The organism is Ancylobacter tetraedralis (assembly GCF_014195655.1).
GTDB lineage: Bacteria > Pseudomonadota > Alphaproteobacteria > Rhizobiales > Xanthobacteraceae > Ancylobacter > Ancylobacter tetraedralis.
The window spans coordinates 416,079-440,417 of the sequence record NZ_JACICD010000001.1 but is presented as its reverse complement, the minus strand read 5'-3'; the positions used below and the strand labels follow the sequence as shown (position 1 = coordinate 440,417).

Sequence of the window (24,339 nt, the reverse complement as noted above, 5' to 3'; positions counted from 1 at the left end):
CTCACTCCGCCGGCGCCGGCGCGGCGTCGGGCTTGCGCTCGGGGGTGGGTTTAGCAGGCTTGGGTTTAGCAGGCTTGGGAGCGCCGATGCGCAGCCGCCGGTCGCTCAGCGACAGTGCCCCGCCCAGCGCCATGATCACCGCCCCGAGCCAGATCAGCGTCACGAAAGGCTTCCAATAAGCGCGCACGCCGATGCCGCCGCCGGGCAGTTCGTCGCCCAAGCTCACATAAAGCTGGCTGAAGCCGAAGGTGCGGATGCCCGCCTCGGTGGTGGGCATGTTGCGCGCGGTGAACAGCCGCTTGGAGGATTCGATGGTGCCGATTTCCGTGCCGCCGCGACGAATGATGAAGATGCCGGTGAGGTCGCGGTAATTCGGCCCGTTGCGCGGCTCCACGCGGGCGAGCGTCAGTTCATAGCCGCCCACCTCGAAACTCTGGCCGATTTTCAAGCCGGTGATGCGCTCGGCGTTCCAGCTGGTTTCGGCAATGATGCCGAACAGGCAGACGCCGACACCGGCATGGGCGAGTGCCGCGCCATAGGAGGCGCGCGGCAGGCCGCGCAGCCGGGCGACGGACGTGGCCACCGGCACCCGGCCGACGGCGCCGCGCTCGGCAAGGTCGACCAACGCCCCGATGACGATGAAGGCGGCGAGCCCCATGCCGAGCGGCGCCAGCAGCGGGCCACCGCCCTGCAGGTAAGCCGCGGCAAGCGCGATCAGGATCCCCACCGCCAGCGCGCTCATCAGCCGTTGCGCCGCACCCGCCAGGTCGCCCCGCTTCCAGGCGAGCAGCGGGCCGAACGGCATGGCGAAGACCACGGGCAGCATCAGCGCGCCGACGGTCAGGTTGAAATAGGGCGGGCCCACCGTGATCTTGGCGCCGTTCCACGATTCCAGCGCCAGCGGATAGAGCGTGCCGACCAGCACGGCGGCGGCGGCGGCGGTAAGCAGCAGGTTGTTCAGCACCAGCGCGCCCTCGCGCGAGATGGGCGCGAAGAGGCCGCCCTGGCGCAGCATCGGCGCGCGCAGCGCATAGAGCGCCAGCGATCCCCCGATGAAGAAGACGAGAATGCCGAGGATGAACACGCCGCGCGAAGGATCGGTGGCGAAGGCATGCACCGAAGTCAGAACGCCCGAGCGCACCAGGAACGTGCCGAGCAGCGAGAGCGAAAAGGCGAGGATGGCGAGCAGCAGCGTCCAGACTTTGAGCGCATCGCGCTTTTCCATCACCACGGCGGAATGGATCAATGCGGTGCCGGCGAACCACGGCATGAGTGAGGCGTTCTCGACCGGGTCCCAGAACCACCAGCCGCCCCAGCCCAGTTCGTAATAGGCCCAGTAGGATCCCATCGCGATACCGACGGTGAGAAAAGCCCACGCGGCCAGCGCCCACGGCCGCACCCAGCGCGCCCATGCCGCATCGATGCGCCCGTCGATCAGCGCGGCGACGGCGAAGGCGAAGGTGATGGAGAAGCCGACATAGCCGAGATAGAGCAGCGGCGGATGGATGGCGAGGCCGATATCCTGAAGGACCGGGTTGAGGTCCTGCCCCTCCGCCAGCGCCGGAATGACGCGGATGAAGGGATTCGATGTCAGCAGGATGAACAGGAGAAACGCCACCCCGACCGAACCCTGCACGCCCAGCACATTGGCCTTGAGCGTCGCCGGCAGGTTGGTTCCGAACAGCGCCACCATCGCGCCGAACAGGGCCAGCACCAGCACCCAGAGCAGCATGGAGCCCTCGTGGTTGCCCCAGACGCCGGTGACCTTGAACAGCATCGGCTTCAGCGAGTGCGAATTCTCCACCACGTTCAGCACGGAGAAGTCGGACTGCACATAGGCCGCCGTCAGCACGGCGAAGGCGAGGCCGACGAAGCCAAGGAAGGCCACCGCCAGCGCCGGCCCGACGCGCATCAGCGCGGCATCGCCCACCCGCGCGCCCCATATCGGGATCACGGTCTGCAGGATCGCGACGGCAAGCGCCAGCACGAGCGCGAAATGGCCGATTTCCGGGTTCATCGCGTCGCCTCGCCTTCCTTCCAGACGCCCTGCTTCTTCAGCGCGTCGGCGACTTCCTTGGGCATGTATTTCTCGTCGTGCTTGGCGAGCACGCTGTCGGCGCGGAACGTGCCGTCGCCCAGCAGCACGCCCTCGGCAATCACGCCCTGTCCCTCCCGGAACAGGTCCGGCAGCAGTCCCTCATAATAGACCGCCATGTCCGCCCCGCCATCTGTCACGGTGAAGCGGACATGCGCATTGTCCTGCCGCATCACGCTGCCATCCTTGACCAGCCCGCCCAGCCGCAGGCGCGAGCCCGGGGCGGTGTGCTCCGCGGCGATCTCGCTCGGCGAGCGGAAGAACACGATGGTGTCGTTGAGCGCGAACAGCACCAGTCCCGCGGCAACGCCGAGCACGCCGATCGCGCAGGAGATGAGCAGAAGGCGCCGCCCTTTGCGGGTCATGTCGTCAACTCCCTAAACCGAGTTCGCGCGCCAGCGCGTCGATGCGCCCTAGGGCGCCGCCATCCGTAGCGAAATGCGCGCGCGCCTCGCTGGCGGCTGCCTTGGCCTTGTCGGCCTCGCCCAGCACGATCCGGGCGCGCATCAGGCGGAGCCAGCCCTCGATATCGCTGCCGTCCTGCGCGAGGCGCGCTTCCAGCCGCGCCACCATGCCGCGCACCATCTGGTCGCGTTCCGCCGGCGTCATGTCCTGCGCGGCAGCGACATCCGCGGCGCTCGGCCCCGGCGCGGTTGCCACCGGCGCCCCGACTCGGGCCAGCGCCGCGCGCAGCAGCCCCATCCAAGGTGCGTCGGGCGGGGAACTGGCGGCCAGCGCGCCCCAGATCTGCGCGGCATCGGCGGGGCGGCCGTCCTGCTCGGCCGCGAGGCCCAGGAAATAGCGTGCCTTGGGGTCCTTGGGGTCGGCCGCGACTGCCGCCTCGAAGGCCGCCTTCGCCTCGACGGTGACGACACCGCCCGCTTCGGCCGTCAGCGCCTCGCCGAGCCCGTTCTCCCGCACGGCGCTGGGGCCGAGCAGGCGGACGGCACTTGTCCAGGCGCGCGCCGCATCGGCGGTGCGGCCGATACGGGCATAGATCGGGGCCAAAACCTCGTAGCCGCGTCCGTCCTCGGGATTGGCCTCGAGATGGGCCTCGACTTTGCGCACGAGAATGGCGACGTCCGACTGGTCGGGCCGGGATTCCAGCCGCGCCGCCAGGGGCTGCGGCGGCAGTGTGGGCGAGCCGAGCTTGAGATAGAGCCCGCCCGCCATGACAGGAAGGCCGACCAGCCCGATCACGGCGACGATCTGCCGACGGCGGTCCGCACCGGAGGGGCGGGCCGCGCCGGAAGCCGTCTCGGCGGAAGCGCGCAGGATGCGCCGCCCCACCTCGGCACGGGCGGCGTCCCCCTCGGCCGCACCGATAAGGCCGCTGACGCGGTCGCGCTCGATCTCGGAGAGCTGGTCGCGATAGACGGCAAGATCGGCGGCGCTGGCGGCAGGCGCGGTGCCGCCGCCGGTGCGCAACGGCCACAGCACCGCCAATATGGCGGCCCCGGTCATGAGGGAGATGGCGGTCCACAGCAACATTAGCGTTCCTCTAATGCGCTGAGGTAGCCGAGCTTGGCGGCCTCGCCAATCCGTAACACCCTCAGTCGGATCGACGCAGGCTCACAGTCGCGGGATCACGGGGGGCAATGTCACGCGAGCGTGATCCGGCGAGCGACCGATCCGCTCGCCGGGCGACCGTGCCGCGCGGCGGATATCGCCCTGCCGGAGCGCCCTGCTTGCCGTCAAAGGCATCGACCGGTGCACGCTCGCACGAGCGCGACCGGCAGCCGGCCAGACAACCTGAAGTCCGTTGCCGGGCGTCAGCCCGCCACGGGCGCCCACGTGCCGTCCGGATTGCGGCAGGCGGTTCCGCGCGCGGTCTGCGGCTGGCCGTCAATATAGATCGTGTGGGTGAATTCGCGGCACTTGGGCGAGCCGCCGCGCGCATAGGCCGGGCCGGGAACGACCGTGCCGTAATTGCCATTATCGCCGCGCCAGCTCACGGGCGAGCCGGGCGAGCCATATTCGAGCGCCTGCATCTCCGCCTGCTGGGCACGCTGGCGATCCTGGTCGTCGAGCGCCGCGCCGATGGTGCCGCCGATCAGGCCGCCCGCGAGAGCGCCGATGGCGGCCCCCGCCACGTTCCGCCCGGCGATCGCGCCAATGATGCCGCCCGCGACCGCGCCGGTTGCCGCACCGCCGACCATGTTTGGGTTCTCCTGGGTGGCCTGACAGCCGGCCAGGGTCGCTCCGATCAGCACAAGGGCGACGAGAGGAACAGCGCGCATGAAGAATCCTTCCGAGATCAAGCCGCAGAGGGCGGCAGAAAGCGGTAGGAATAGGGCGAAACGGCGGCTCCGTCACCCGTCATGAGCGCCTCACGCGGCCGGCAGGCGCACGATGCATCTGAGGCCGCCGAAGGGCGAGCGATCAAAGGCGAGCTTGCCGCCATACAGCGCCGCGAGTTCCGCGACGATCGACAGGCCGAGCCCGGAACCCGGCTTGGTCTCGTCGAGCCGGCGGCCGCGCTTGAGCGCCTCAGCCTGCTGCTCGGGCGTGAGGCCGGGCCCATCGTCGTCGATGACGATCTCGAAGAAATCGCGCTGGCCGCCGGTGCCGGGCAACGGCGTCACGCTCACCTCCACCAGCGAGCGGGCCCATTTGCAGCCATTGTCGACGAGATTGCCGAGAATCTCCTCAAGGTCCTGCCGCTCACCGCGGAAACGCATGCCGGCCGCAACCTCCGCCTCGACCGCGATGCCACGCGCCCGATAGACCTTGGCGAGCGTCGCCGCCAGCTTCTCGACGATAGGACCGACCTCCTCCACCGTCGTGGCGACGGTGACGCGCGCGGCCATCCGGGCGCGCTCCAGATGATGGGCAACCTGCCCGGTCATGATCGCGGCCTGCTCCGCCACCTTGGCGGCGAGGGCGTCGTCGGGATGGAGCGAGGCGGTTCGCGCGGCTTCGTTCTGCAGCACGGAGAGCGGCGTCTTCAACGCGTGCGCGAGATTGCCGACATGGGTGCGGGCGCGCTCGACGATCTCGCGATTGGCGTCGATCAGCGCGTTGACCTCCGCGGCCAGCGGGGCGATCTCCTGCGGATAGGCGCCCTCCAGCCGGTCCGTCTTGCCGGTCCGCACCTGATGCAGCGCATCGAGCAGACGCTTGAGCGGGCGCAGGCCGAACAGCACCTGGAAGGCGAGCGTGAGCAGAAAGGCCATGCCGATGACCGCGAGCGTGATCGCCAGCGCGCGGTTGAAACCCTCGACCTCCTCCTCGATTTCCGCGGCGTCGGCGGCAACCGCGGCCACATAGCGGCCGTCCTCGCCGAGATCGACCGTGCGCTCGACAATGCGCAGCGTCTGGTTCGAGGGGCCCTTGCCATAGGCTTCGCGCAGGCCGGTGAGGTCGGCGGAGGTGCCCTGTTCGTAGAGCAGCGGCAGGCGCCCCTCGGGCAGGGAGCGCGAGGTCTTGAACTCGCGCGCCGGCCGGTCGACGCGGGCAATCTGCCAGTACCAGCCGGAAATGGGGAAATTGAAGATGGGATCGCCCAGCGTCGTCGGCTCCGGCATGGCGCCGGTGGTGGAATTGGCGACGTCGGCAACGATGGTCTTGAGATAGACGTCGAGCCGCTGGTCGAAGGCGCGCTCGACCGCGTCCCGGTAGATCGAGGACAGAGCCAGGCCGGTGACCAGCAGCACGGCGACGCTGACGAGGGTGGCCGAGGCGAACAGCCGAAGCGCGAGCGAGCCGACGCGCATCAGCGCGGGGCCTCCGGCGGCGCCAGAAGATAGCCGAGCCCTCGCACGGTCTGGATCACCTCGATGCCGAGCTTCTTGCGCAAACGGCCGACAAAGACCTCGATCGTGTTGGAATCGCGATCGAAATCCTGATCGTAGAGATGCTCGACCAGTTCCGTGCGGGACACGACCCGCCCGGAATGGTGCATGAGATAGGCAAGCAGCCGGTGCTCGTGCGAGGTGAGCTTGACCTGCTTGCCATCCACCGTCACACGGCCGGAGCGCGTGTCGAGCATCACGGGGCCACAGGTCAGTTCACTCGCCGCGTGGCCAGCGGCGCGGCGCAGCAGCGCGCGGATGCGCGCCAGCACTTCTTCCATGTGGAAGGGCTTGGCGACATAATCGTCGGCGCCGGCGTCGAAGCCCTGCACCTTGTCGCTCCAGCGGTCCCGCGCGGTCAGGATCAGCACCGGCACCTTGCGCCCATCGCGGCGCCAGGCCTCCAGCACCGACAGGCCGTCCATCTTGGGCAGGCCGATGTCGAGCACAATGGCGTCATAGGGCTCGGATTCGCCGAGATAATGGCCCTCCTCGCCATCATAGGCACGGTCCACGGCATAGCCGGCATCGACCAGAGCCTCATAGAGCTGGCGGTTGAGATCAGGGTCGTCCTCGACAACGAGCAGGCGCACGGCAGATCCTCACGGCAGCGCCGCGCGACCACGCGGCGCGCGGAGAATGCCATTGCCAGCGCCCCCTGTCAGGGGGGGATGCCCAGCACCGCCCGTCATGCGGTCCGCGCCGCCGGCATGGCGAGGAGCCAGGAACCCCGGCGAGGCGGGCGCGGCAACTCCGGCCCCTCAGCCGCGCCAGCCGCAGATCTCGCGGCCGACCGCGTTGTGCGCCTTGGCCTGCCGGACCGTCTCGTCCGAGTCATCGGCCGTCCAGAAGATCGGCCGAAAGGTCTCGCACACGGCTTCACCGGTCACGCCGGAACCCGTCGTCGTCGCGCAGCCGGCCAGACACAGCGTCGCGATCAGAGCGAGCGCGCGCATCAGCGCCCCTTTTGCGGATGTCGTCGGCATGGGCTTGCTCCTGTTCCCGGGCACGCTGGAGGGCGCCGGCCGCGCCTTTGTTGCGACCGGCGAGATAGGCGAGGCCTCCCGTCGCGAGGATGGCGAGGCCGGTGCGGATCGGCTTGGGCAGGGCGAGCCACCAGGGCAGCCAGACCTGCCACGTCGCGGCCAGCAGGGCGCCACCCGCCAGCGCCCATAACCACCAGGGGATGAGGTCGAGGATCCAGCTCATGCCAGCCCCACATCCGACCGGCTGCGCTTCCACACGCCATAGAGCGCGACGCCGATGCCGATCACGGTCAGCGCGACGAAGGCGTATTTCAGCACGGTCGAAACCTCCGTCAGCGGCGCCAGCTGCTGCGCGGCGTCGGAGGCGGCCGTGCCGAGCACGCCAACGCTCGCCGTCGCCGTGCCCTTGCCCTCGGTGCTGCCGGTGGCGCGCGGCTTGGGCGCCGGCTCGACATAGTTGGAGGCGACGAATGCGCCCTTCGCCCACAGCCCGGCCTCGGCCGCGCGCCGGTTAGTGAGGCCCGGCAGCGCCTTGCCGCCAGCCTTGTTCCACTTCATCAGTTCACGCGGCACGCTGGCAGGATCGCCGGCGTTCAGCTTCTTCAGCAGCGTCGATTTGCGGAAATTCGCCGGGCCGACATTGAAGCAGAACGACACCAGCGCGGCGAACTGGTTGTCGGTGATCTCGACCGTCACCGCCTGCCGCACCGCCGCCTCGTACTGGCCGAGGTCGCGGCGCAGGATGGCGGTGGCGTCCTCCTCGGTGATGGCGAACCCAGGCGTGACGCGGGGCGGGCCGGCGGCATCGGTATGACCATAGCCGATCGTCCAGATGCCGACCGGGTCCTTGTAGGCGTTAAGCCGCTTGCCCTCCCACTGCTGAATCAGCGCGAGGCCAGCCGCATTGATCGTGCGGGGCATGAACCGTCTCCAGATATCGGGAAGGATCGGAACGCAGCTGCGAAGGCTCAACCCACGGCGCATTTACCGCGGAGGCGATCACCACGTAGTATTGAGGTGTCGTCGTGCGTGCAGGACCAACGCGCGATGACCGGATGGGCCGGGCGGTGCCTTGGGGGGCACAGCGCTCGGCCCATCCGTTGACTACCTTCCTCGAGGGATGGCGATCACGCCGCCATGCCCCACCCGAAGCCACGCATGGCGCTGTCGACCAGGGCCGCGATCCCGGTCATGGCCGGCGCGGCGAGGTGCACGCCGTCGACCATGAGCGCCGAGGGCGGCACGTTGCCGTTGGCGACGGCGGTCACATCCGTGGTGCCGTTGGACAGCGAGAGCAGATAGGGCATGCACGGCAGCACCTTGCCGGGATAGGCCGCGAGCAGCGCGGCCGTGAGCGCGGTGACGGCCGTCTGTGCCGACGCCGACTGCCCCTCACGCTTGGCGGTGGGGATGATCAGGTAGTTCGTGTGGCCCAGCGCCGCGATGATCGCCTGATGGCGGGCGACATCATTGGCGGTCGTCGCGTCGAAGCTGTTATTGTCGCCGTCCCACCAGAGGGTGGGCAAGGCCTTCGCGAAGGCCGGCGCCGCCAGCATGCGCGTCTTGATCTGCTCCAGCGTCGAGCCGCCGACCGCCGTCATGTACGGCGTCCAGCCGAGCAGCGCGAGCGAGCGCCCGAAGCCGATTTCGGGGTTGCCCGCGCCGCCGCCATAGCTGTCGCCGTCCACCCAGCAGTCCCACACCGGGAGGCTATCCGCCTTGATGCGAGCCGTATCGGTGACGGCATCGGCGTAGATGGTAAACCGGCGGAACGGCGAGGCGAAATTCGCGCCGTTGCGGTCCCCGCCAACAACGAGATTGGTGACCACCGGCGCCCCGGGCCAGTTGGTGGACAATTGGGCATCCTGTCCATTATAGGCGCCGCGCATGGTGGCGCCATAGGAGGCCGCGACCCGCAGGATCGGCCCGCCGATGGGGCCGAACCCGGCCGGCAGGTACGATGTCGTGCCCGCGGTGACCGCCGCCACACCCAGAAACCCCGACGTGTTCCGCGATGCGGTCATCCGGTTGTTATCGTTGGAATAAAACTCGTAGGGATAGCGAGAGCCGCTCGCCCAGGCATCCGCGGAGTTGATGAACTCGGCGACCACATAGACCGAATTATCCGTCCACGGCAGGCGGATTACCCGGCTCGCACCCGTGCCCGAGAGCACCGTGCCGCCGATGGCGGCGAGGAACCGGTCGATCGACGCGAATTTGAGCCCGTACCAGCTCGCTCTGTCGTTCAGGAAGTCGATGTCGACGACAGCGCCGGCCCGCTCCCACGGCACCGCGTGGCTCTGGGCGTAGCGCACCAGCCGGTCGGTGGCCTGCCGGCCGAAATAGCCCTGCGCATCATGGCCGATGGCATGGCTCAGCGTGCGGGGGACGGCCAGATCGATTTCTCCGGACATCAGAATACCTTTCCTATCAGGACGAGAAGGGTGGTGCCGTCGCGCCGGGCGCGGACGGGGAAATGCGTGCCGTCGGCCGCCTTGCCGCGGAGGACGACGTAGCCGTGACGGAGCCGTGGGAGCGCGCGGCGCCCCCACCCGCCCGGCGACAGGCCGGGTCCGAGTGCGCTCATGGAACCTCCGTGGATGGCCGGTTCAGAATCGGGGGGGGCTCAGATCACCGTGTGGATGTGGAGGCCGGCGCTCGTGCCGGTCGCCAGCACGCGCCGGACGATGAATTCGAGGACGATGGGCAAGCCGATCGGCAGCGACAGGACGATGGGCTCGTCATCCTCATTCCACACGGGAAGGATGCAGACCTGCGCGCTGTCCAACGTCGTGGGCGCGAACACGCGGACGCGGGCGTAGCGCGGGAAATCTGCGGTGTCGTTCGGCACGACCGCCTCGCCGCTGCGGCCGAGGCTGGTGGGGGAGACGGCGCTGCCGCGCCAGGGGTCCTTGGCGGAATCATAGGGCATTGGGGGCTCCGCGGCGTCAGATGCCGAAGGCGAGGAAGAACAGGACGAGGCGCACGCGCCCGCCGGTGAAAGCGCCGCCCAGCGCGCTCACGCGCAGCGGCGTAGCGGCGTAGAAGGCCTGCGGGCCGATCACGCCGACATTGCTCGCGCCGACCGCGACGCTCAGCAGGCCGCCGAATTTCGAGGTGTCACCGGCGATGCCCACCTCGTAGGCGGTGGCACCGGTGACGGCTTGGACCGTGCGGCTGGCGACGGCGAGGCAGATGGCGCGGTCGGGAATGACGATGGAGGAGGTGACAAAGGCCCCGCTCAGCACCAGTTCCTGCTCCACGGCGCGCAGCGCCACGGTGCCGCCGGAGGGCGTGCCGGCGAGAAGATCCGCCCAGCCCGCCCCCGTATGGACCAGCGTCGTGCGCTCGGCGGCGACGAACAGGCGCCAGCCCGCCCGCGGCACGAGAAAGGTCCAGCCTCCGTCCAGCAGCGCGATCTGTCCGTCGCGCCCGGCCCAGTCGCCGCCCGCACCAGGCGCGATGAGGTAGCGGTCGCCCGCCACCGCTCCGCCGGGCGGCGTCGTGTGCACCCGGTCGATCACGGCCAGCTGCGCGAGAGCGTCGAGCTGCAGCAACGCCTCGTTATGGGTGACGTGTTTTTGCGCCTGCGCCGCCGCGAGCAGCGGCAGCGCGAGCAACGGTGTCGTCTCGCTCATCGGGATGTCCTGTCGGGTGAAGTCAGAGCGGAAGGCGCACTTCCAGCGGCCAGCCGGGGCCGACGCTGGCCGAGAGCTGGACGATGCGCACATCGAGGAAGGGCTGCGGCGCGCCGAAATCGGCCAGTTCGTCCGCCGTCGCGTAAAGCCAAGCCGGCGTGGCGGTGATGACGCTGCGCACCACCGCACCGGCCTCAATCAGGTCGATGCGGTAGGCCTCGGTCTCTTCGCCGAGCGGCACCTCGTTGAGATCCCAGGAATCGCCGCCGATCCGCGTGCGCCGGATCCAGCTCAGCGCGACGCCCTCCGCGACACGGCGCGCACGCGGCTGCACCGGCGCCAGCGGCCGCAGCGCGGCCGGCCCAACGCTTCCCACGATCTCGGCGACCCCGTCGTCGCCATGGTCGCGATCCGCCCGCCCGACGCGCAGAGCGATGCCGCGGCCGAGCAGATCCAGCCCGCTCACCGCCGCCGTCAGGTTCGCGTCGAGCCGCACGAGACGCGTGCCCGCCGGCCAGATGGCACGGGCCTGCGCCTCGGTGCCGAGCTGGCCGCGCAACAGCCCCGACAGCCGCCAGCGTCGCTCGCCGATCAGTTGCGCTTCCGCGAACTGCAGAAGTTCGACGCTCCCGTCGGGCGCGAGCAGCACCAGCGCGTTGGCTCCGCCCAACACCGCCTCCTCGCTCGCGGCCGCCAGCAGGCCACCATAGAGTTCAACCTCGAGCACCGGGCCGCGATGCCAGCGCCAGGGTGCACCAGGCGCCAGCTCGTTCAGCGTCTCGCCCATCACCGCCGGCGCGGCCAGCGTCGCCACCCGCTCGAAGCTCGCCCCGTCCACCTGCCGCCACACCGCCATGGCGCCCGGCCAGGGAGAGGCGAAAGCGGCCAGCCAGGCCAACGCTGTCGGACTGGTGTCCAGCACCGCCGGCAATCCCAGCAGCGCCAGTTCGGGCGGGCCGTGGCTCACCGGCACGGTGACGGGCGGCGCGCGCTCGGTTCGCACCGCGAGGCTAAAGACCGCCGGGTCGATGCCGCGCACGGAAACGGTGCGCGCCTCGCGATCCTCGATGGCGGTGATTTCCACCAGAAGCTGCCGACCGTCGCGGTCGATCCGCACCACGTCGCCCGGCTCCAGGGCGAGGCGCGAGGGCGGCAGGGTGAGGCGCCCGCTCTCGCGGCCTGCCCAGGCATCCTGCAACCCCATCTCGGCAAGGCCGGCGACGAGACCGCTATCGGCGATCATCGCGAGGTCCAGCGCCGTCTCGGCCCGCGCCCGGCCGGCCAGCCGGCGCGAGGCGGCGGTGGCACGGCGATAATCGTTCAAACCGTCCGTGAAGCCGAGGGTGACGCTGCGCGGCAGTTCGTCCTCGCTGGCTCGGGTGAAGCTGGGCGCGGCAATGTCCTCGCCGGCGACAACATCCTCGTCCGAAAGCGTCGCCACAAGACGTCCGCCGCGCGGGCGCAGCGCGAGCCCCTCCCCGTTCTCCATCAGATCGAAGCCGAAGGCCTGCGCCAGCGGCTCCAGCGCCGCGCGGGCCGTCATCGGCCGGTCGACCACATAGCCGTCGATTACCCCGCGCAACTGCGTGGCGTCGAGGCTGGCGCCGAAATCCTGCGCCAGCCGCGCGCCTAGCTCGGCGAGCGGAGCGGCGCCCAGCCGGCCGCTCAGCCAGTGCCCGGTGCGCCAGTTGGCGCCATCCGCCCAGATGTCGCGGGCGAGCGGGAAGATCGGAAAGGGCCGCGCGTCCCAGCTCCAGGCATAGATCGCCGCCGGATCGATCATCCGCCCGCCCGGCAGCGACGCGAGGGGATTGGCGTCCTCCTGTGCGAAGCCGTCCAGCGTCGCCTCAAGATGGCGGCGCTGCATCAGGTCGTCGCGCTGGCCGTTGGAGAAGGGCGGCAGGCCGTTCTCGACCGATTTCGGATCGGGGAACACGCTCGGGCGGTTCGCCCCCTTGTCCACGGCGGCACAGCCGAATTCCGTCAGCCGCACCGGCTTGGACCCCGGCATGAAGGCGGTCGGGCTGGCCATCCGCACCCCGCCGACCCGCTCGTGATGGGCGTTGCTCCACCACGACGCGACGTCCTTCTGGCGAAACACCCAGGGCTCGCCATAGGCTCCGTCGGTGATGGGTTGCCGCGCCTGCGCGTTGCGGGCGACATCATCCGGATAATACCAGTCGAAGCCCTCCCCGCCATGGACATTGCCGGCGAGATAGGCCCGGTCATAGCCGCTCGCATGCGCGGCCGCGTCGAGATGGGCGTCGCCATCGCGCCAGTCGGCGATGGGCGGATACCAGTCGATGCCCATGAAATCGATCGCCGGCGAGGCCCAGAGCGGATCGAGCGGAAAGCGCAGCTCCGCCCCGCCCTCGCGCACATGGCTGCCATATTCGGTCCAGTCGGCGGCGTAGCCGATCTTCGTCCCGGCGCGCAGCATGCTGCGCACTTCGCCGGCGAGCGAGGCGAACTGTGCCACCGCGGGATAGACGCCGGGGGCCGAGCGCACGCGCGTCAGCGCCGCCATTTCCGAGCCGATGATGAAGGCTTCCACCCCGCCGGCGAGTTCCACGAGCTTGGCGTAGTGAAGCACCATGCGGCGCAGCGTCCATTCCGCCGGCCCCGCATAATTCACCACCCCGCCCGCCACCGTGAAATGCGCGGCGGAAGCGCTGCCGAACAGCGCCGCCACCTGCGTGCCCGCCATCGCCGTGCCGTCCGGCGAGCCGGGCCGGTCCGGCGCGGGATGGCAGGTGATGCGCCCGCGCCAGGGATAGGTCGGCTGCGAGGCGCCCCCGCTCCACGGGTCGGGCCGCGTATTGCCGGGCGCGATGTCCATCATCACGAAGGGATAGAACTTCACCTTGAGGCCGCGCGCCCTCAGTCCCTCGATCGCGCGGCGCACCGTCTCGTCGGAGGGCGTTCCGCCATAGGCCGGCCGCCCGTCGATCTGGGTAACGAGATAGGCATCCGTGCGGGTGCGCCCGGCCACCCGCCAGGCGAGCGCCGCGAGCGCGGAGGTCGCCTTGTCGCGCCGCTCCACGCCCGGCTCGATGCGGCACTCGCCGGCGCGCAGATCCGTGCCGAACCAGGCGACGACGAGAGCCACGCGCTCCAGTTGGGGGCAAAGTTCCTGCAACTCATCGAGCGCGGCGTCGAGATCGCTGTCGGCGGTCTCCACATGCCGGTTCTCCGGCTGATAGGTGCCGGGTCGGATGACCCGCTTCACTTCCTGCGTGTCATAGCCGAACTCGGTGGCGCCGGGGATGAGCGTCACCGCCTTGAGCCGACCCTCCAGTTCTCCCACCACGCGCACCAGTTCGACCGTCACCTGCGGCAGGCGGTTGCCGTAATTGGCGAGCGGCAGGCGCTCGAACACCACATAGGCAAGGCCGCGATAGCCGGGCGCCGCGCCCTCGCGCGCCTCGATCAGCGGGTCCGGCAGCTGGTCGTCGCCGCCATGATGCAGGCGCAACGTGATCCCCTGCCGGTCCAGCGGCTTGCCATCCACCCAGATGCGGCCGATCCGGCTCACCGGCCCCTCGCAGAGCCCGACCGCGAAGCTGCCAAAGTAGCTGTAGGTTGTGGTCGAGGAGCGCGCGCCGCCGCCCTTGCCGCCGGAGGACTGGGTCTGGGTGGAAACCACCTCCTCCACCGACGCCGCCCAGATCACCTGCCCCGCCAGCCGGGCGCGGCCGTAGAGCCGCGGCAATGGCGCGCCCTCGCTGGAGGTCATGGTGCCGAGATCGGTAAGGCGGGGGCCCGTGACACGGCGGCCGCCACCGGTCAGCCGGCTATCGAGCGCCGCCCCGCCCAGCGCACCAAGCGCCCGACCGGCGACAGCACCAAGGGGCCCGAACAACGCCCCGCCGATCGTGCCGCCGAGCGTGCCGAGAATGAGAGTGGCCATGTCGATCCCGTCACTTGGTTTGATGCCTGCGGCGAAGCTGTGCGCTGGGTCCCGGCTCCGCGCTCCGGCGGCGCCTCCGCTGGGCCGGGAGACGAAATCCCCCGGTCCCGGACGCGTGGCGCCGCAGGCGGAACGCCGACCCGGAACCGGCGGAGACTGCGCGCGGCGGCAGACTCACGCCCCGCTCTCACGCACCCGGAAAGGCGAAGGCGTGGGCGAGGTGGCGCCGCCACCAGGGCGCGAGGAACACCTCGGCCACCGCCGCCCCGTCATGGGCGTGCACCATGCGTTCCGCGCTCACCAGGATCGCCGCGTGCTTGGCCGGCAGATGCGCCCGCCAGCGGAACAGCAGCACGTCGCCGGGCGTCATATTGGCGAGCGGGACCGCCCGCATGTGCCGCAGCGCCGCCTGCGCCATCTGTTCGGCGCGCGTCGCCTCGGCCCAGTCGGGCGCATAGGAAGGCAGACCCTCGGGCTCCGCGCCGATCACCGCCCGCCACACCCCGCGCACCAGCCCGAGGCAGTCGGTGCCATGCCCCCGGCAGGAAGCGCGGTGGAGATAGGGCGTGCCGATCCAGTGGCGCGCCTCGGCGACAATCCGGGCGCGCGTGTCGTCCATCGGCATGGTCAGCCTCCCGGCACGGCGACGCGCAGCACCGCGTCATTGCCCGGCATGTGCGGGAAACCGCGAAAATTGAGCGCATTGGCGAAGCGGTCGCGGCACGTCTCGAAGCGCTTGTCGCAGCCCGCCGTGACGGTGAAGGCGTCCCCCACCCCGAGCGGCTCCGGCGGGCGCTGCCACAGCTCCAGCCGCGCCACGCCGGCTGTCGCGTGGGTCTTCACCTCGCAGGCGAAGCCCTGATTGGCGCCGGAGGTGAAGATGAGCCTTCCTTGCGTGAACCAGCCGCCGGCAAAGCCGTCGAGCCCCGCCGCAACGAGCAGGCTCGCGGCCTCGACCGCGGAAACGGTACCGCTGCCGCGATAGGCCCCCTCCAGCGCCACCTTGCAGCGCGCATCGCCCAGATCCGCGTCGCAGCCGCCGGTGAAAAGCCGGCCCCGCACGATATTCAGCCGGCTCGACAGCGCGCGCAGCTCGGCGGTGAAGGCCCCGCCCTCACGCCGAACCTCGCCGATTGTGCCGCGCCGCAGCCGCAGGAAATTCGACGGTGCCGACCAGTCGGCCAGCATCAGCTCGACCTCGGCCCCGTCATACCGACCGGCGACGAGGTCGCCTTCATCGATGAGGTCGGAGGACAGCGCGGCGGACATTTCCCCCCCGCCGACCGAGAAGCCGAGCGCGGCGGCCTCCTCGCTTCCCGTCACCCCGCCCGCCGCGCGAAAGATCGTGCCAGCGACGAACAGGTCCTCATCATGCTCGGTGATGCCGATCACCCCGCCATCCGGGCGGGTGATGCGCCAGCAGCGCGCGAGCGTGGTCGCGCCGGTGGCGAGCGCGGCGGCAAGGCCGGCGGGCAGGTCTCTCATGTTCCGCTCCTCAACATGCGCGGCTCACGACCGGATCTCCAGGATCGGGATGCGCGGAATGGCGCCGGCTTCGAAGGCGGTGAGGTTGACCTCGAGAAAATCGGTGTCGAAGCGCACCGGCACATCGAACAGGAAGCCCGCCGTCACATTGGCCCCGGCGGCCGGCACATGGCCGGCGAGAAAAGTGACGGTGCCGGTCGTGGCATCGAGCGTGACATGCTCGCCCACCACCCGTTCCGCCCCGTCGACCGCGACGCGCACCGAACCCGCCACCGGCTTGGCGATGGGCCGCAGATAGGGGGCGTGCGCGCCGCCATAGGTCTTGGCCAGCGCAAACGCGGTCCGCGCTCCGTCACCGGTTCCAAGGCTCTGGTCGAACGGCGTCACGCCGGCGCCCGGCGCCGAGGAGGCATGGTCGAGCCGGTCGCGCCAGCGGAAGCCATAGAGCCGGCCGCGCCGCTCCTCGAAGAAGGCGACCACGGCGGAGAGCTGGGCCAGCGAGGTGACGCCATAGCCGGCATCCCAGCGCCGGCGCGAATGGTTGAGCCGCGTGTTGCGCTCCTCGCGACCGGTCAGCGTGGTGACGATCTCGGTCGCCCGTTCCGGGCCGCCCGCCGCGCCGAGCGCGATGTCGAGCGGGAACAGCGTCTCGTGGAAGGCGGGCATCTAGAGGCTCCTTTCGCCGCGTGCGACGGCGCGGGTGACGAGGCCGGCGAGATAGGCTTCCGAGCGGCGGAAGGCGCCGGGATCGGGCGTCGCCACGTTCACCGTCACGTTGACGGCGCGCCCGCTCGCCCCATCGGCGGCGACGCCCAGCCGCCCGTCCGGCCCGCGCCGGAGCGGCAGGATCGCCTCGGCCCCGCGCTCGCCCATCAGGCCGGTCTGGCCACCGGCAAGCGGGAAATAGGTCGGCGCCGCCACCACGCCGCCCTGCGCGAAGGGCACCACGCGCCCGCCCTGGAACGCGCCGCCCTTGGCAAAGCCGAGCGCACCACCAAGCGCGCCACCCAGCGCGCCCTGGAACAGGCCGGCAAGGCCCTGCTCCAGCGGGCGGAAGGCGGCATCGAGCGCGAGGGTGGAGAGGCGCGAGACCAGCGAGCGGAACACGTCATCTGCCGCCCTCCCCTTCAGCGTCGCCCCGGTGAGCGCATCGCCCACCACCCGGCCAAAGCCGCGAGCCAGCCGCTCGGCCTCGGAGAGTTCGCGGCGAAAGGCGCTGGTGTCGGCGGAAATCTCCACCGTCAGGCCCTCGCCCGCCGTGCCGTCATAGGTGTCGGTCATCGCAGCCCTCCATCCGCCAATGCCCCGTCAATCGGGAAAGCGCGCCATCAGCGCCGCCAGGCCGGTCCGGTCCAGCGGGGCGCGGGCGGGCCCCGCCACCGCCTCCACGGCCGCGGCGAATTCGCGAGGCGTCAGCGCCCAGAAATCGCGCGAGGACAGGCGCAGCCGGCCGAAGCCGAACGCCATCGCCTCGCGCCAGGGAAAGGCGCGCGCGCCCATGCTCACCCCGCCGCGCGGGGCGCCCGTTCCAAAGGGTCGGGTGGCGCGCCCTCCGCGGCGCCGAAGGTGGCGGTGATCAGCTCGCCGACGATGCGCGCGAAGCCGGCCGCCCCGCCCGGGGTGGTCATGCGCGCCACATCCTCCTCGCTCACCCCCTCGCCCGCCCCGCGCAGCCCGGCCGCAATGATGCGGATGGCGTCGCGCGCGGCGAGCCGGCCGGAGCCGAAGCGCTCGGTCAGCGCCACCAGGTCGCCGGCGGCGAAAGCGTCCTCCAGTTCCGCCAGCGCGCCGAGCGTCAGCACCAGCGTGCGCACGCGTCCGTCGAGTTCGGCGGAAATCTCGCCGCGATGGCGGTTCGCCATGGCACCCTCCCTCACAGCGCCACGAAGCTGAGTTCGCCCGCGCTCTCCAGCGCGATGTCGAAGGTCACTTCGCGATCATGCTCGGCGGCGATCTCCAGGCTGGTGATCTGGAACGGACCCTCGATGGTGCCGAAATCGGGCACCACCAGTTGCGCGGTACGCAGGATGCCATCGAAGAAGCTCTGGCGGATCAGCGCATCGGACGCCGCATCCTTGAAGATGCCGGAACCGGCGAGCGAGGCGCGCTTCACCCCGGCGCCCGCCAGCAATTCGCGCCAGCGCCCGGCGCTCTCGGCATGGGTCACGTCCACCGGCTCGGTGTTGAACGCGATCTGCCGCGAGCGCAGCCCGGCCACCGTCGCGAAGCCGGTGCCGTCGTGGATCTTCAGCAAGAGGTCCTTACCCTTCTGGGCTGCCATCGGCTGGCCTTTCCTGTGCGGGCGATTGGGAGGGATGTTCAGCGGCGGTTAACGCGGGTGCGCTAGGGTGACGTCCACACGGAGCCGAAAGCGCGCCCGCGCGGCTTCACACATCGCTTGCGCAAACCGGGCTAACCGATTTCATGTTCTGAGCGAGATCGAGATGGGTTTCGTCAGCCCCACGAATCCCTTGGCGCAGTTTCCTGATACGGTCGGAAATTCTCAATCTGCTTCTGTCACCGCGCGAAAGCGCACCAGCGCGCGATAGGTGCGCCCGCCCGCCTCGCGGCGGATCTCGGCATTGCTGAAGCGCAGGTTCACCAGCCGATGGCCGGCGAGTTCCAGCGGCGCGTCGTGTAGCGCCTGCTGCAGCTGGTGGGCGATGGCGTGCGCCTCTCCATGCCCGCCCTGCCGCGACCAGGCGAAGAGCGTGAGCCGATGCTCCTGTCCCGCCTCGGTGGCGGTCGACCAGTCGATAAGCTGCGCCTCGCCCAGCGTGACATAGGGAAATTCCGGCGCGCTCGGCGGCACGTCATAGATGCGCGGCCCGCCGAGAGCGGCGATCAGCGGCGCATCGGCTTTGAGCGCGTCGTGGACCGCCGCCCGCAGCGCATTGGCCGGGCTCATCGGCGCCTCCTCGGGCCGAGCTGCGCGAGCCGGCGAACCATCGCCGCCAGTCCCTTCAGCCTCACGTCGAATCTCATGGCGCTTCCTCCCGGCAGTCGCAGACCAGCCGGCGCCCGCGCCCTTCCGGGTCGCTCACGGCGTCGACGAGGAAATGTCGGGCGCCGAGCCGCAGACGGTCGCCGGGCTGCACCGTCGCCGGCGCGCGCAGCGTCACCGTGTGGGTGAGCACCGCTCCCGGCCGGTCGGCGATCTCGGTGGGGGAAGCACTGGTCTCGATCGCCCCCCACAGCGCATCGACGGCGAGAAAGCTGCGCGTCACCCCGCCTGCCCCGTCCGGCATTTCCACCGGGGTCTCGTGCACCAGCCGGTGGCGCATCTGCCCGATGGCGCTCATAGCCGCGTCACCCGGAACGGCGCCACCAGCGCGTCGAGGCTCGCGGGAAAGGCCGCGCCCGGCCCCGGCACGTCGCGATGCTCGTAGAAATGCGCCAGCACCAGCCGTACCGCCTCGATCAGCGAGGAAGGCACATGGTCGACCTCCGGCCCGTGCCCGGCGATCACGTCGATGGCGATGCCGGCGACCGCGCGTCCCGGCGCCGGCACGGCCGCGCGGTCGACCCGGATCAGCCCCGGCAGCCGCGCGATATTGGCGGTGAAGGCCGCCAGCGACACCTCGATCTCGGCGCCGGCGGCATCCACCACATGCGCGGCGACGATCTCGCGCAACGGGTTCACCGGCACCGCGATGAGCCCGGAAACCGGCCAGGTGTCGCGCACCAGGCGCCAGCTCTGGTCGATCAGCACGCGGCGGGTCAGCGCCTCGACCGTGGCGCGCGCGGCGGTGATCAGCGAGGCGATGAGCGCATCCTCCGCGTCATGGTCGACGCGCAGATAGGTCTTCGCCTCGGCAAGGCTGAGCGGCTCGGCCGGCGGGCCGGCGAGAAGAAGGGCGGGCATGGCGGCTCCTGGGCTGCATAGCAAAAGGGACGCGGGCGGCGCGCGGCGTGGGCAAAGGCATGGACGACGCGGGCGATTGACGCGGCGCGCGCGCCCCGCCAGAACGGACCGACCGTCCAGCCGGAATGACCGATGCGCCCCGTTCGAAGCCTCGCCCTCGCCGCCCTCGCCTTCGGCCTTCTCAGTGCCCCCGCCTTCGCCATCGTTGGCGGGCGGCCGGCGGACGCCGATCTCAAGGCGGAAACGGCGATGATCGTCTCGACGCGCGGCGCCTCCTGCACCGGCGTGGTGCTGGCGCCGAACGTCCTGCTCACCGCCGCGCACTGCGTGCAGCCGGCGGCGGATTATGCGGTCGTGGTGTTCGAGCCGGCCGGCCCGCGGCTGATCCCGGCCAGCCGCATCGCCGTGCATCCGGGTTTCGATCCGGCATCCTTCGACACCCGACGCCCGACGCCCGATCTCGCGCTGGTAAAGCTCTCGGCCGCGCTGCCGGGCGATTTCCGCCCGGCGACGCTAACCGGCGAGATCGCGCTGCCGGCGCGGCGCACCGCCTTCACCCTGGCCGGCTTCGGGGTGGTGAAGGACGGCGATGGCAAATCGGCCGGCACGCTGCGCATGGTCGATCTGCCGAGCATCGGCACGACCGGCGGCATCATGGTCCGCCTCTCGGCAGATAATTCAACAGGGTCGGCCGCCGCCGGCGGCTGCACCGGCGACAGCGGCGGGCCGGTGCTGCTGGACGGCGCGGTGGCCGGCATCATCGGCTGGTCGACCGCCGCCGGCGGCGCGCGCGGCTGCGGTGGCGTCACCGGCGCGACGCTAGTCGGCCCGCAGCGCCCCTGGATCGACGCGACGCTGCGGGCGATGGGGAAGTAGCGACTGGAATGTCCTCTTCCCCGTGGAAAACGGAGACGAAGCTACGCCGCGAACTTCAGCAGCTTGATCGCGTCGAAATCCTGCACGCCGCCGCCCACCCGCTTGGTGATGTAGAACAGTACATAGGGCTTGGCGGAGTAGGGATCGCGCAGCACGCGCACGCCGGCGCGATCCACCACGAGATAGCCGCGCTTGAAGTCGCCGAAGGCGATGGACAGGCTGTTGGCGGCGATGGCCGGCACGTCTTCCGCCTCGAAGACCGGGAAGCCGAGCAGGTGAGGGGGCGCGCCCGGGGCGGTGGGCGGCGCCCATAGATACTGGCCGTTCTCGTCCTTCAGCTTGCGCACGGCGCCCTGCGTGCGCCGGCTCATGACGAAGCTGCCATTCTGCCGGTAGCCGGATTTCAGGGCATAGACGAGGTCGACCAGCGGGTCGGCGGGGTTGGCGGAAGGAAAGTCGCCCGCCTCGCCGGTGGCGACGAAGCCGAGCTTGCCCCAGGTCCAGGCGCCCTCGGCCACCGTGTCATAGGCGAGGAAACCCTTCGGCTTGCCCGAGCCGTCGCCGGTGACGAAGGCGGTGCCCTCCTGCGCCGCGAAGGCGGCCTCGACCTCGATGGCCAGCCACTCGTCGATATTCACCGCCGCATCGTCCAGCAGGGTCTGCGTCGCGGCCGGCATGGCGTAGATTTCCATCGCCGGGAAGGTGAGTTCGTCCAGCACGGGGCTCGCGGTCTGGCTGCGCGCCGCCGTCTCCGCCACCCAGCCCACCGCCGGGCCGGAGGTCATGAACGGCTTCTTGTAAGTGCCGGAGGAAATCACCCGCACATCCGAGATGGCGCGGATCGGCGAGAGCGCCGCGAGGCGCTTGCCGATTTCCCGCTCGGTCTCGTTCGGCACGACATAGCCGCCATCGGTGGCGACGCCGGCCGAGAGCGCCTTGGCCTCCAGCCGCTTGAGCCCCGCCGCCTCGCCGGTGCGCACATAGGCGTCGAACGCCGCCTTGTGCTCGCGCGCCGCCAGGTCGCTGACGAAGCCGTCGCCGCCGCTGCCCAGCGCCGGCCGGCGGGTCTTCAGCACCAGTTCGTCGATGAGCGACTTCTGCGCGTCGAGCGCGGCATTGATACGCTCGACCTTGTCACGCGTCAGGGCATCGCCGCCCCGCCGCTCCAGCTCGCCGAGCCGCTGGTCATTGGCGTCCTTGAACGCCTCGAAGGCGCTCATGAAGTCCTCGAAGGCGGCGGAGACTTCCGGGCCGGCGGACTTCACTTCGGGTGCGGGATTGCTGAGATCCATGGTGCTGTCCCTGTTGCAAAATGGTTGCGTCATCCCGGCCGCGAGCGCCCGGAACGAGGATTGGTGAGGAAGAGGTTCAGGCCGGCAGCGGCTTCAGCCCCGGCAGGGTGCGCAGACGACGCGCGCCACGGCGGATGGCGGCCGCAAGGCCGAGGCCGAGGCCCCCGTCGCCGCGCTTGACCGAGGCGATGCGCGCATCCGGCTGCATGGGAAAGGTGACGACCGACACCTCCCAAAGGTCGATCCGGGCGAGGCGGCGCACCCGCGAGCGCGGGTCGGTGCGCCCCTCCACCGCGCGGAAGCCGATGGACAGCCCGTCCACCGCCCCCGCCCGCATCAACGCCAGCACCTCGCGGGCGCGGGCCACATCGAGCGTGAGGCGGCCGCGCACATAGAGGCCCACGCCATCCTCGCGCATGGAAATCCAGGTGCCGATCGGCTCGGCCGGATCATGCTGGAACAGCATGCGCACGCCGGAGGTGCCGCGCTCGGCCAGCGAGCGGGCGAAGGCTCCGGGCAGGATCAGGTCGCGGCCGAGATCGACGCGGCCGAACAGGGCGGCATAGCCCTCGAAGCTGCCATCGGGCTCGACCTGCGCCAGCCGGCCGGCAAGGGCCTTGGTCTGCAAAGGCGGGAGGGCACCCTCTCCCGCAAGGCGTGCGGAGCCGATCATGCGCCCTCCCCTTCGCCCTTGGGCCGGCGGGTGGCGGCGGCGCGCTCCAGCTTGCCGAGCGTGCGGCCGAACTGGCGGAATACCTGCGGCGCGTCGCCGGCTCGGCTCGGCGCGGGCAGTTGCGGACGATTGGGCAGGAAAGCCCGGATGCGCGGCATCGATGTCATTTCTCGTCTCCGAACAGGGCGTTGAAGCGCGCGATCTCGCGCACGAAATCGTCGAAGCGCCGCACCGCGCGGGAGAGTTCGCGCATCGCCGCCATGGCCAGCGCGGAGGCGCCGAGCGCCCACATCAGCAAGGCGAGATGGGCGAGGTCCGCCTTGGCCGCGAAGGCCTCGATCAGGGTCTGCATGGGCGTGTCCCTTCGCGGCGGGGCGCTACTCGCGCGCGCCATAGCCCACCGCGCGGCGCTTCTCGTCCTCGGTGAGGAAGGTGGCCTCGTTCACCCGCCGCCACAGCGCCTCGCGTTCCGCGCCCAGCGCCTCGATCGCATCGAGGTCGGGCTCGAGGGCCAGCGGGGCGGCGCCATAGGCCGGCGCCAGCCATGCCGCCAGTTCCTGGCCCAGCCGGCGCGCCAGCGGCAGCACGGTCTGGCGCCACAGCACGCGGCTGGCCTCGGCATAATTGGCGTAGGTGGCGTCCCCGGGGATGCCCAGCATCATCGGCGGCACGCCGAAGGCGAGCGCGATCTCGCGCGCCGCGGCGTTCTTGGCCTCCAGGAAGTCCATGTCCTTCGGCGAGAGCGAGAGCGGGCGCCAGTCGAGCCCGCCATCGAGCAGAAGCGGGCGGCCGGCATTGGCGGGGCCGGAGAAATTCGCCTCCAGCTCTTCCTTCAGCCGCTCGAACTGCTCGTCGGAGAGGTTGCCCGCCCCACCATAGACCAGCGCCCCGGAGGGGCGGGCCGCGTTGTCCAGCAGCGCCTTGTTCCAGGCGCCGGCGGCATTGTGCAGGTCCAGCGCCACCTGCGCCGCCTCCAGCGGCGGGGCGCCGTAATGGTCGTCGAGCGGGTTGAACAGCGCCACATGCAGGATCGGCGCGATACCGCCAGCCCCCGCCCCGTCCTGCACGAAACGCACCGAGCGCCCGCCGACGCTGTATTCGTAGGCCTCCGCCCAGCCATCCACGCCCGGCACGACGCGCATGCGGTCGGGGCGCAGCACGTGCAGCTCGCGCAGCTCGCCGCCGAGCGCTACCGCCTCGACATAGGCATTGCCGGCGATCATCAGATGCGCCGCCAGCGCCTCCATGAGGCCGGCGCCGGAAAGGCGCGCATTGGGACGAGCGAGGAGATCGGTCAGCGGATGGGCGGTGATTTCGCGCCCACCCTCCAGCAGGGTGAAGCTCACCTGCCCCACCGCCTCGGCGACCAGCCGCACGCAACGATGCGCCACGGCGTTGCGCTGGTAGCCCTCGCGCGCCAGCGCCGCATAGTCGCGCGGTGTCCATTGCGGCCGGTGCCCGCCGATGAGCGCGACAAGCGACTGCGTGCGCGAGGCCTTGGCCTCCGGCGGAACCACCGGGCGCCGGAAGGAGAAGAGCTTCATGAACGGGCTCCTGAATTCGAAGAAGGCTGTCATGCCGGCAGCGGCTGTCCCGCCGTCGTCCCGGCCAAGCGAAGCGCGCGCCGGAACCGTCCGCCGCGCGGCGCCGTCCCGCGATCCCGCCGCTGCCAGAACGCGATGGAAAGGTATGGGAGCCGGGAAGCCCGGCCATCACGACGTCCTG

30 protein-coding genes are annotated in these 24,339 nt (G+C 70.7%); 1 reads left to right on the top strand and 29 read right to left on the bottom strand.

Features of this window, described 5'->3' with window-relative positions:
* Window position 1: 1 nt before the first annotated feature.
* The 24 genes from FHS55_RS02075 to FHS55_RS01970 all read right to left on the bottom strand — a co-directional run bounded on the left by FHS55_RS02075 (window position 2) and on the right by FHS55_RS01970 (window position 19,773).
* Window positions 2–2,017: a heme lyase CcmF/NrfE family subunit gene (locus FHS55_RS02075; RefSeq protein ID WP_183188011.1), complete on the bottom strand. Its 2,016-nt coding sequence runs from the start codon at window positions 2,015–2,017 to the stop codon at window positions 2–4.
* Complete coding sequence (ccmE, locus tag FHS55_RS02070; protein WP_183188010.1) at window positions 2,014–2,460, bottom strand: cytochrome c maturation protein CcmE; 447 nt, start codon at window positions 2,458–2,460, stop codon at window positions 2,014–2,016. The genes FHS55_RS02075 and ccmE overlap by 4 nt, the downstream gene beginning before the upstream one ends.
* 4 nt (window positions 2,461–2,464) lie before the next feature.
* A complete protein-coding gene (ccmI, locus tag FHS55_RS02065) occupies window positions 2,465–3,586 on the bottom strand; it encodes a c-type cytochrome biogenesis protein CcmI (protein WP_183188009.1) in 1,122 nt (373 codons plus the stop codon).
* 281 nt (window positions 3,587–3,867) lie between these two features.
* Window positions 3,868–4,335 carry a glycine zipper domain-containing protein gene (locus FHS55_RS02060; RefSeq protein WP_183188008.1) on the bottom strand — a complete coding sequence of 156 codons (468 nt, stop codon included), beginning with the start codon at window positions 4,333–4,335 and terminating at the stop codon, window positions 3,868–3,870.
* A 90-nt stretch (window positions 4,336–4,425) separates the two neighbouring features.
* Complete coding sequence (locus FHS55_RS02055) at window positions 4,426–5,811, bottom strand: ATP-binding protein (RefSeq protein ID WP_183188007.1); 1,386 nt, start codon at window positions 5,809–5,811, stop codon at window positions 4,426–4,428.
* Entirely contained in the window at window positions 5,811–6,482 is a 672-nt protein-coding gene (locus FHS55_RS02050) for a response regulator (RefSeq protein WP_183188006.1), read from the bottom strand. The genes FHS55_RS02055 and FHS55_RS02050 overlap by 1 nt, the downstream gene beginning before the upstream one ends.
* Window positions 6,483–6,650: 168 nt before the next feature.
* On the bottom strand, window positions 6,651–6,779 hold the full coding sequence (locus FHS55_RS23690; protein ID WP_281379527.1) for a hypothetical protein: 129 nt from the start codon (window positions 6,777–6,779) through the stop codon (window positions 6,651–6,653).
* Window positions 6,769–7,098 (bottom strand): hypothetical protein, encoded by a 330-nt coding sequence (locus FHS55_RS02045; RefSeq protein ID WP_246339754.1) that lies wholly within the window; start codon window positions 7,096–7,098, stop codon window positions 6,769–6,771. The genes FHS55_RS23690 and FHS55_RS02045 overlap by 11 nt, the downstream gene beginning before the upstream one ends.
* Window positions 7,095–7,796, bottom strand: coding sequence for a lysozyme (locus FHS55_RS02040; RefSeq protein ID WP_183188005.1), 702 nt, complete (start codon window positions 7,794–7,796; stop codon window positions 7,095–7,097). Before FHS55_RS02040 ends, FHS55_RS02045 begins: the two co-directional genes overlap by 4 nt.
* Before the next feature lie 206 nt (window positions 7,797–8,002).
* On the bottom strand, window positions 8,003–9,289 hold the full coding sequence (locus FHS55_RS02035) for a hypothetical protein (RefSeq protein WP_183188004.1): 1,287 nt from the start codon (window positions 9,287–9,289) through the stop codon (window positions 8,003–8,005).
* On the bottom strand, window positions 9,289–9,462 hold the full coding sequence (locus tag FHS55_RS23210) for a hypothetical protein (protein WP_210286815.1): 174 nt from the start codon (window positions 9,460–9,462) through the stop codon (window positions 9,289–9,291). Before FHS55_RS23210 ends, FHS55_RS02035 begins: the two co-directional genes overlap by 1 nt.
* Window positions 9,463–9,501: 39 nt before the next feature.
* Window positions 9,502–9,807: a hypothetical protein gene (locus FHS55_RS02030; protein ID WP_183188003.1), complete on the bottom strand. Its 306-nt coding sequence runs from the start codon at window positions 9,805–9,807 to the stop codon at window positions 9,502–9,504.
* A gap of 16 nt (window positions 9,808–9,823) precedes the next feature.
* Complete coding sequence (locus FHS55_RS02025) at window positions 9,824–10,513, bottom strand: DUF2793 domain-containing protein (protein ID WP_183188002.1); 690 nt, start codon at window positions 10,511–10,513, stop codon at window positions 9,824–9,826.
* Window positions 10,514–10,535: 22 nt separating this feature from the next.
* Window positions 10,536–14,423: a baseplate multidomain protein megatron gene (locus FHS55_RS02020; RefSeq protein WP_183188001.1), complete on the bottom strand. Its 3,888-nt coding sequence runs from the start codon at window positions 14,421–14,423 to the stop codon at window positions 10,536–10,538.
* Between the two features lie 187 nt (window positions 14,424–14,610).
* A complete protein-coding gene (locus FHS55_RS02015) occupies window positions 14,611–15,048 on the bottom strand; it encodes an NlpC/P60 family protein (RefSeq protein WP_425485769.1) in 438 nt (145 codons plus the stop codon).
* Between the two features lie 2 nt (window positions 15,049–15,050).
* Complete coding sequence (locus tag FHS55_RS02010; RefSeq protein ID WP_183188000.1) at window positions 15,051–15,908, bottom strand: DUF2163 domain-containing protein; 858 nt, start codon at window positions 15,906–15,908, stop codon at window positions 15,051–15,053.
* A gap of 24 nt (window positions 15,909–15,932) precedes the next feature.
* Complete coding sequence (locus FHS55_RS02005) at window positions 15,933–16,574, bottom strand: DUF2460 domain-containing protein (RefSeq protein ID WP_183187999.1); 642 nt, start codon at window positions 16,572–16,574, stop codon at window positions 15,933–15,935.
* Window positions 16,575–17,189, bottom strand: coding sequence for a phage tail tape measure protein (locus FHS55_RS02000; RefSeq protein ID WP_183187998.1), 615 nt, complete (start codon window positions 17,187–17,189; stop codon window positions 16,575–16,577).
* A gap of 27 nt (window positions 17,190–17,216) precedes the next feature.
* The gene (locus FHS55_RS01995; RefSeq protein WP_183187997.1) at window positions 17,217–17,408 is read right to left on the bottom strand and encodes a rcc01693 family protein; all 192 of its coding nucleotides are present in this window, start codon (window positions 17,406–17,408) and stop codon (window positions 17,217–17,219) included.
* Between the two features lie 2 nt (window positions 17,409–17,410).
* Entirely contained in the window at window positions 17,411–17,770 is a 360-nt protein-coding gene (locus FHS55_RS01990; RefSeq protein ID WP_183187996.1) for a gene transfer agent family protein, read from the bottom strand.
* Between the two features lie 11 nt (window positions 17,771–17,781).
* Entirely contained in the window at window positions 17,782–18,189 is a 408-nt protein-coding gene (locus tag FHS55_RS01985) for a phage major tail protein, TP901-1 family (protein WP_183187995.1), read from the bottom strand.
* Window positions 18,190–18,411: 222 nt separating this feature from the next.
* The gene (locus FHS55_RS01980; protein ID WP_183187994.1) at window positions 18,412–18,816 is read right to left on the bottom strand and encodes a DUF3168 domain-containing protein; all 405 of its coding nucleotides are present in this window, start codon (window positions 18,814–18,816) and stop codon (window positions 18,412–18,414) included.
* A 73-nt stretch (window positions 18,817–18,889) separates the two neighbouring features.
* Window positions 18,890–19,210 carry a head-tail adaptor protein gene (locus FHS55_RS01975; protein ID WP_183187993.1) on the bottom strand — a complete coding sequence of 107 codons (321 nt, stop codon included), beginning with the start codon at window positions 19,208–19,210 and terminating at the stop codon, window positions 18,890–18,892.
* The gene (locus FHS55_RS01970) at window positions 19,207–19,773 is read right to left on the bottom strand and encodes a head-tail connector protein (RefSeq protein ID WP_183187992.1); all 567 of its coding nucleotides are present in this window, start codon (window positions 19,771–19,773) and stop codon (window positions 19,207–19,209) included. The genes FHS55_RS01975 and FHS55_RS01970 overlap by 4 nt, the downstream gene beginning before the upstream one ends.
* A gap of 132 nt (window positions 19,774–19,905) precedes the next feature.
* On the opposite strand from FHS55_RS01970, the gene FHS55_RS01965 reads away from it, so the two are divergent.
* Entirely contained in the window at window positions 19,906–20,649 is a 744-nt protein-coding gene (locus FHS55_RS01965; RefSeq protein ID WP_183187991.1) for a S1 family peptidase, read from the top strand.
* Window positions 20,650–20,690: 41 nt separating this feature from the next.
* Here FHS55_RS01965 and FHS55_RS01960 read toward each other — a convergent pair whose 3' ends face one another.
* The 5 genes from FHS55_RS01960 to FHS55_RS01940 all read right to left on the bottom strand — a co-directional run bounded on the left by FHS55_RS01960 (window position 20,691) and on the right by FHS55_RS01940 (window position 24,158).
* Entirely contained in the window at window positions 20,691–21,941 is a 1,251-nt protein-coding gene (locus tag FHS55_RS01960; protein WP_183187990.1) for a phage major capsid protein, read from the bottom strand.
* A 76-nt stretch (window positions 21,942–22,017) separates the two neighbouring features.
* Complete coding sequence (locus FHS55_RS01955; RefSeq protein WP_183187989.1) at window positions 22,018–22,614, bottom strand: HK97 family phage prohead protease; 597 nt, start codon at window positions 22,612–22,614, stop codon at window positions 22,018–22,020.
* A complete protein-coding gene (locus FHS55_RS01950) occupies window positions 22,611–22,781 on the bottom strand; it encodes a hypothetical protein (protein ID WP_183187988.1) in 171 nt (56 codons plus the stop codon). The genes FHS55_RS01955 and FHS55_RS01950 overlap by 4 nt, the downstream gene beginning before the upstream one ends.
* A complete protein-coding gene (locus FHS55_RS01945) occupies window positions 22,778–22,966 on the bottom strand; it encodes a hypothetical protein (RefSeq protein ID WP_183187987.1) in 189 nt (62 codons plus the stop codon). Before FHS55_RS01945 ends, FHS55_RS01950 begins: the two co-directional genes overlap by 4 nt.
* A 25-nt stretch (window positions 22,967–22,991) precedes the next feature.
* A complete protein-coding gene (locus FHS55_RS01940) occupies window positions 22,992–24,158 on the bottom strand; it encodes a phage portal protein (RefSeq protein ID WP_183187986.1) in 1,167 nt (388 codons plus the stop codon).
* Between the last annotated feature and the right edge of the window lie 181 nt (window positions 24,159–24,339).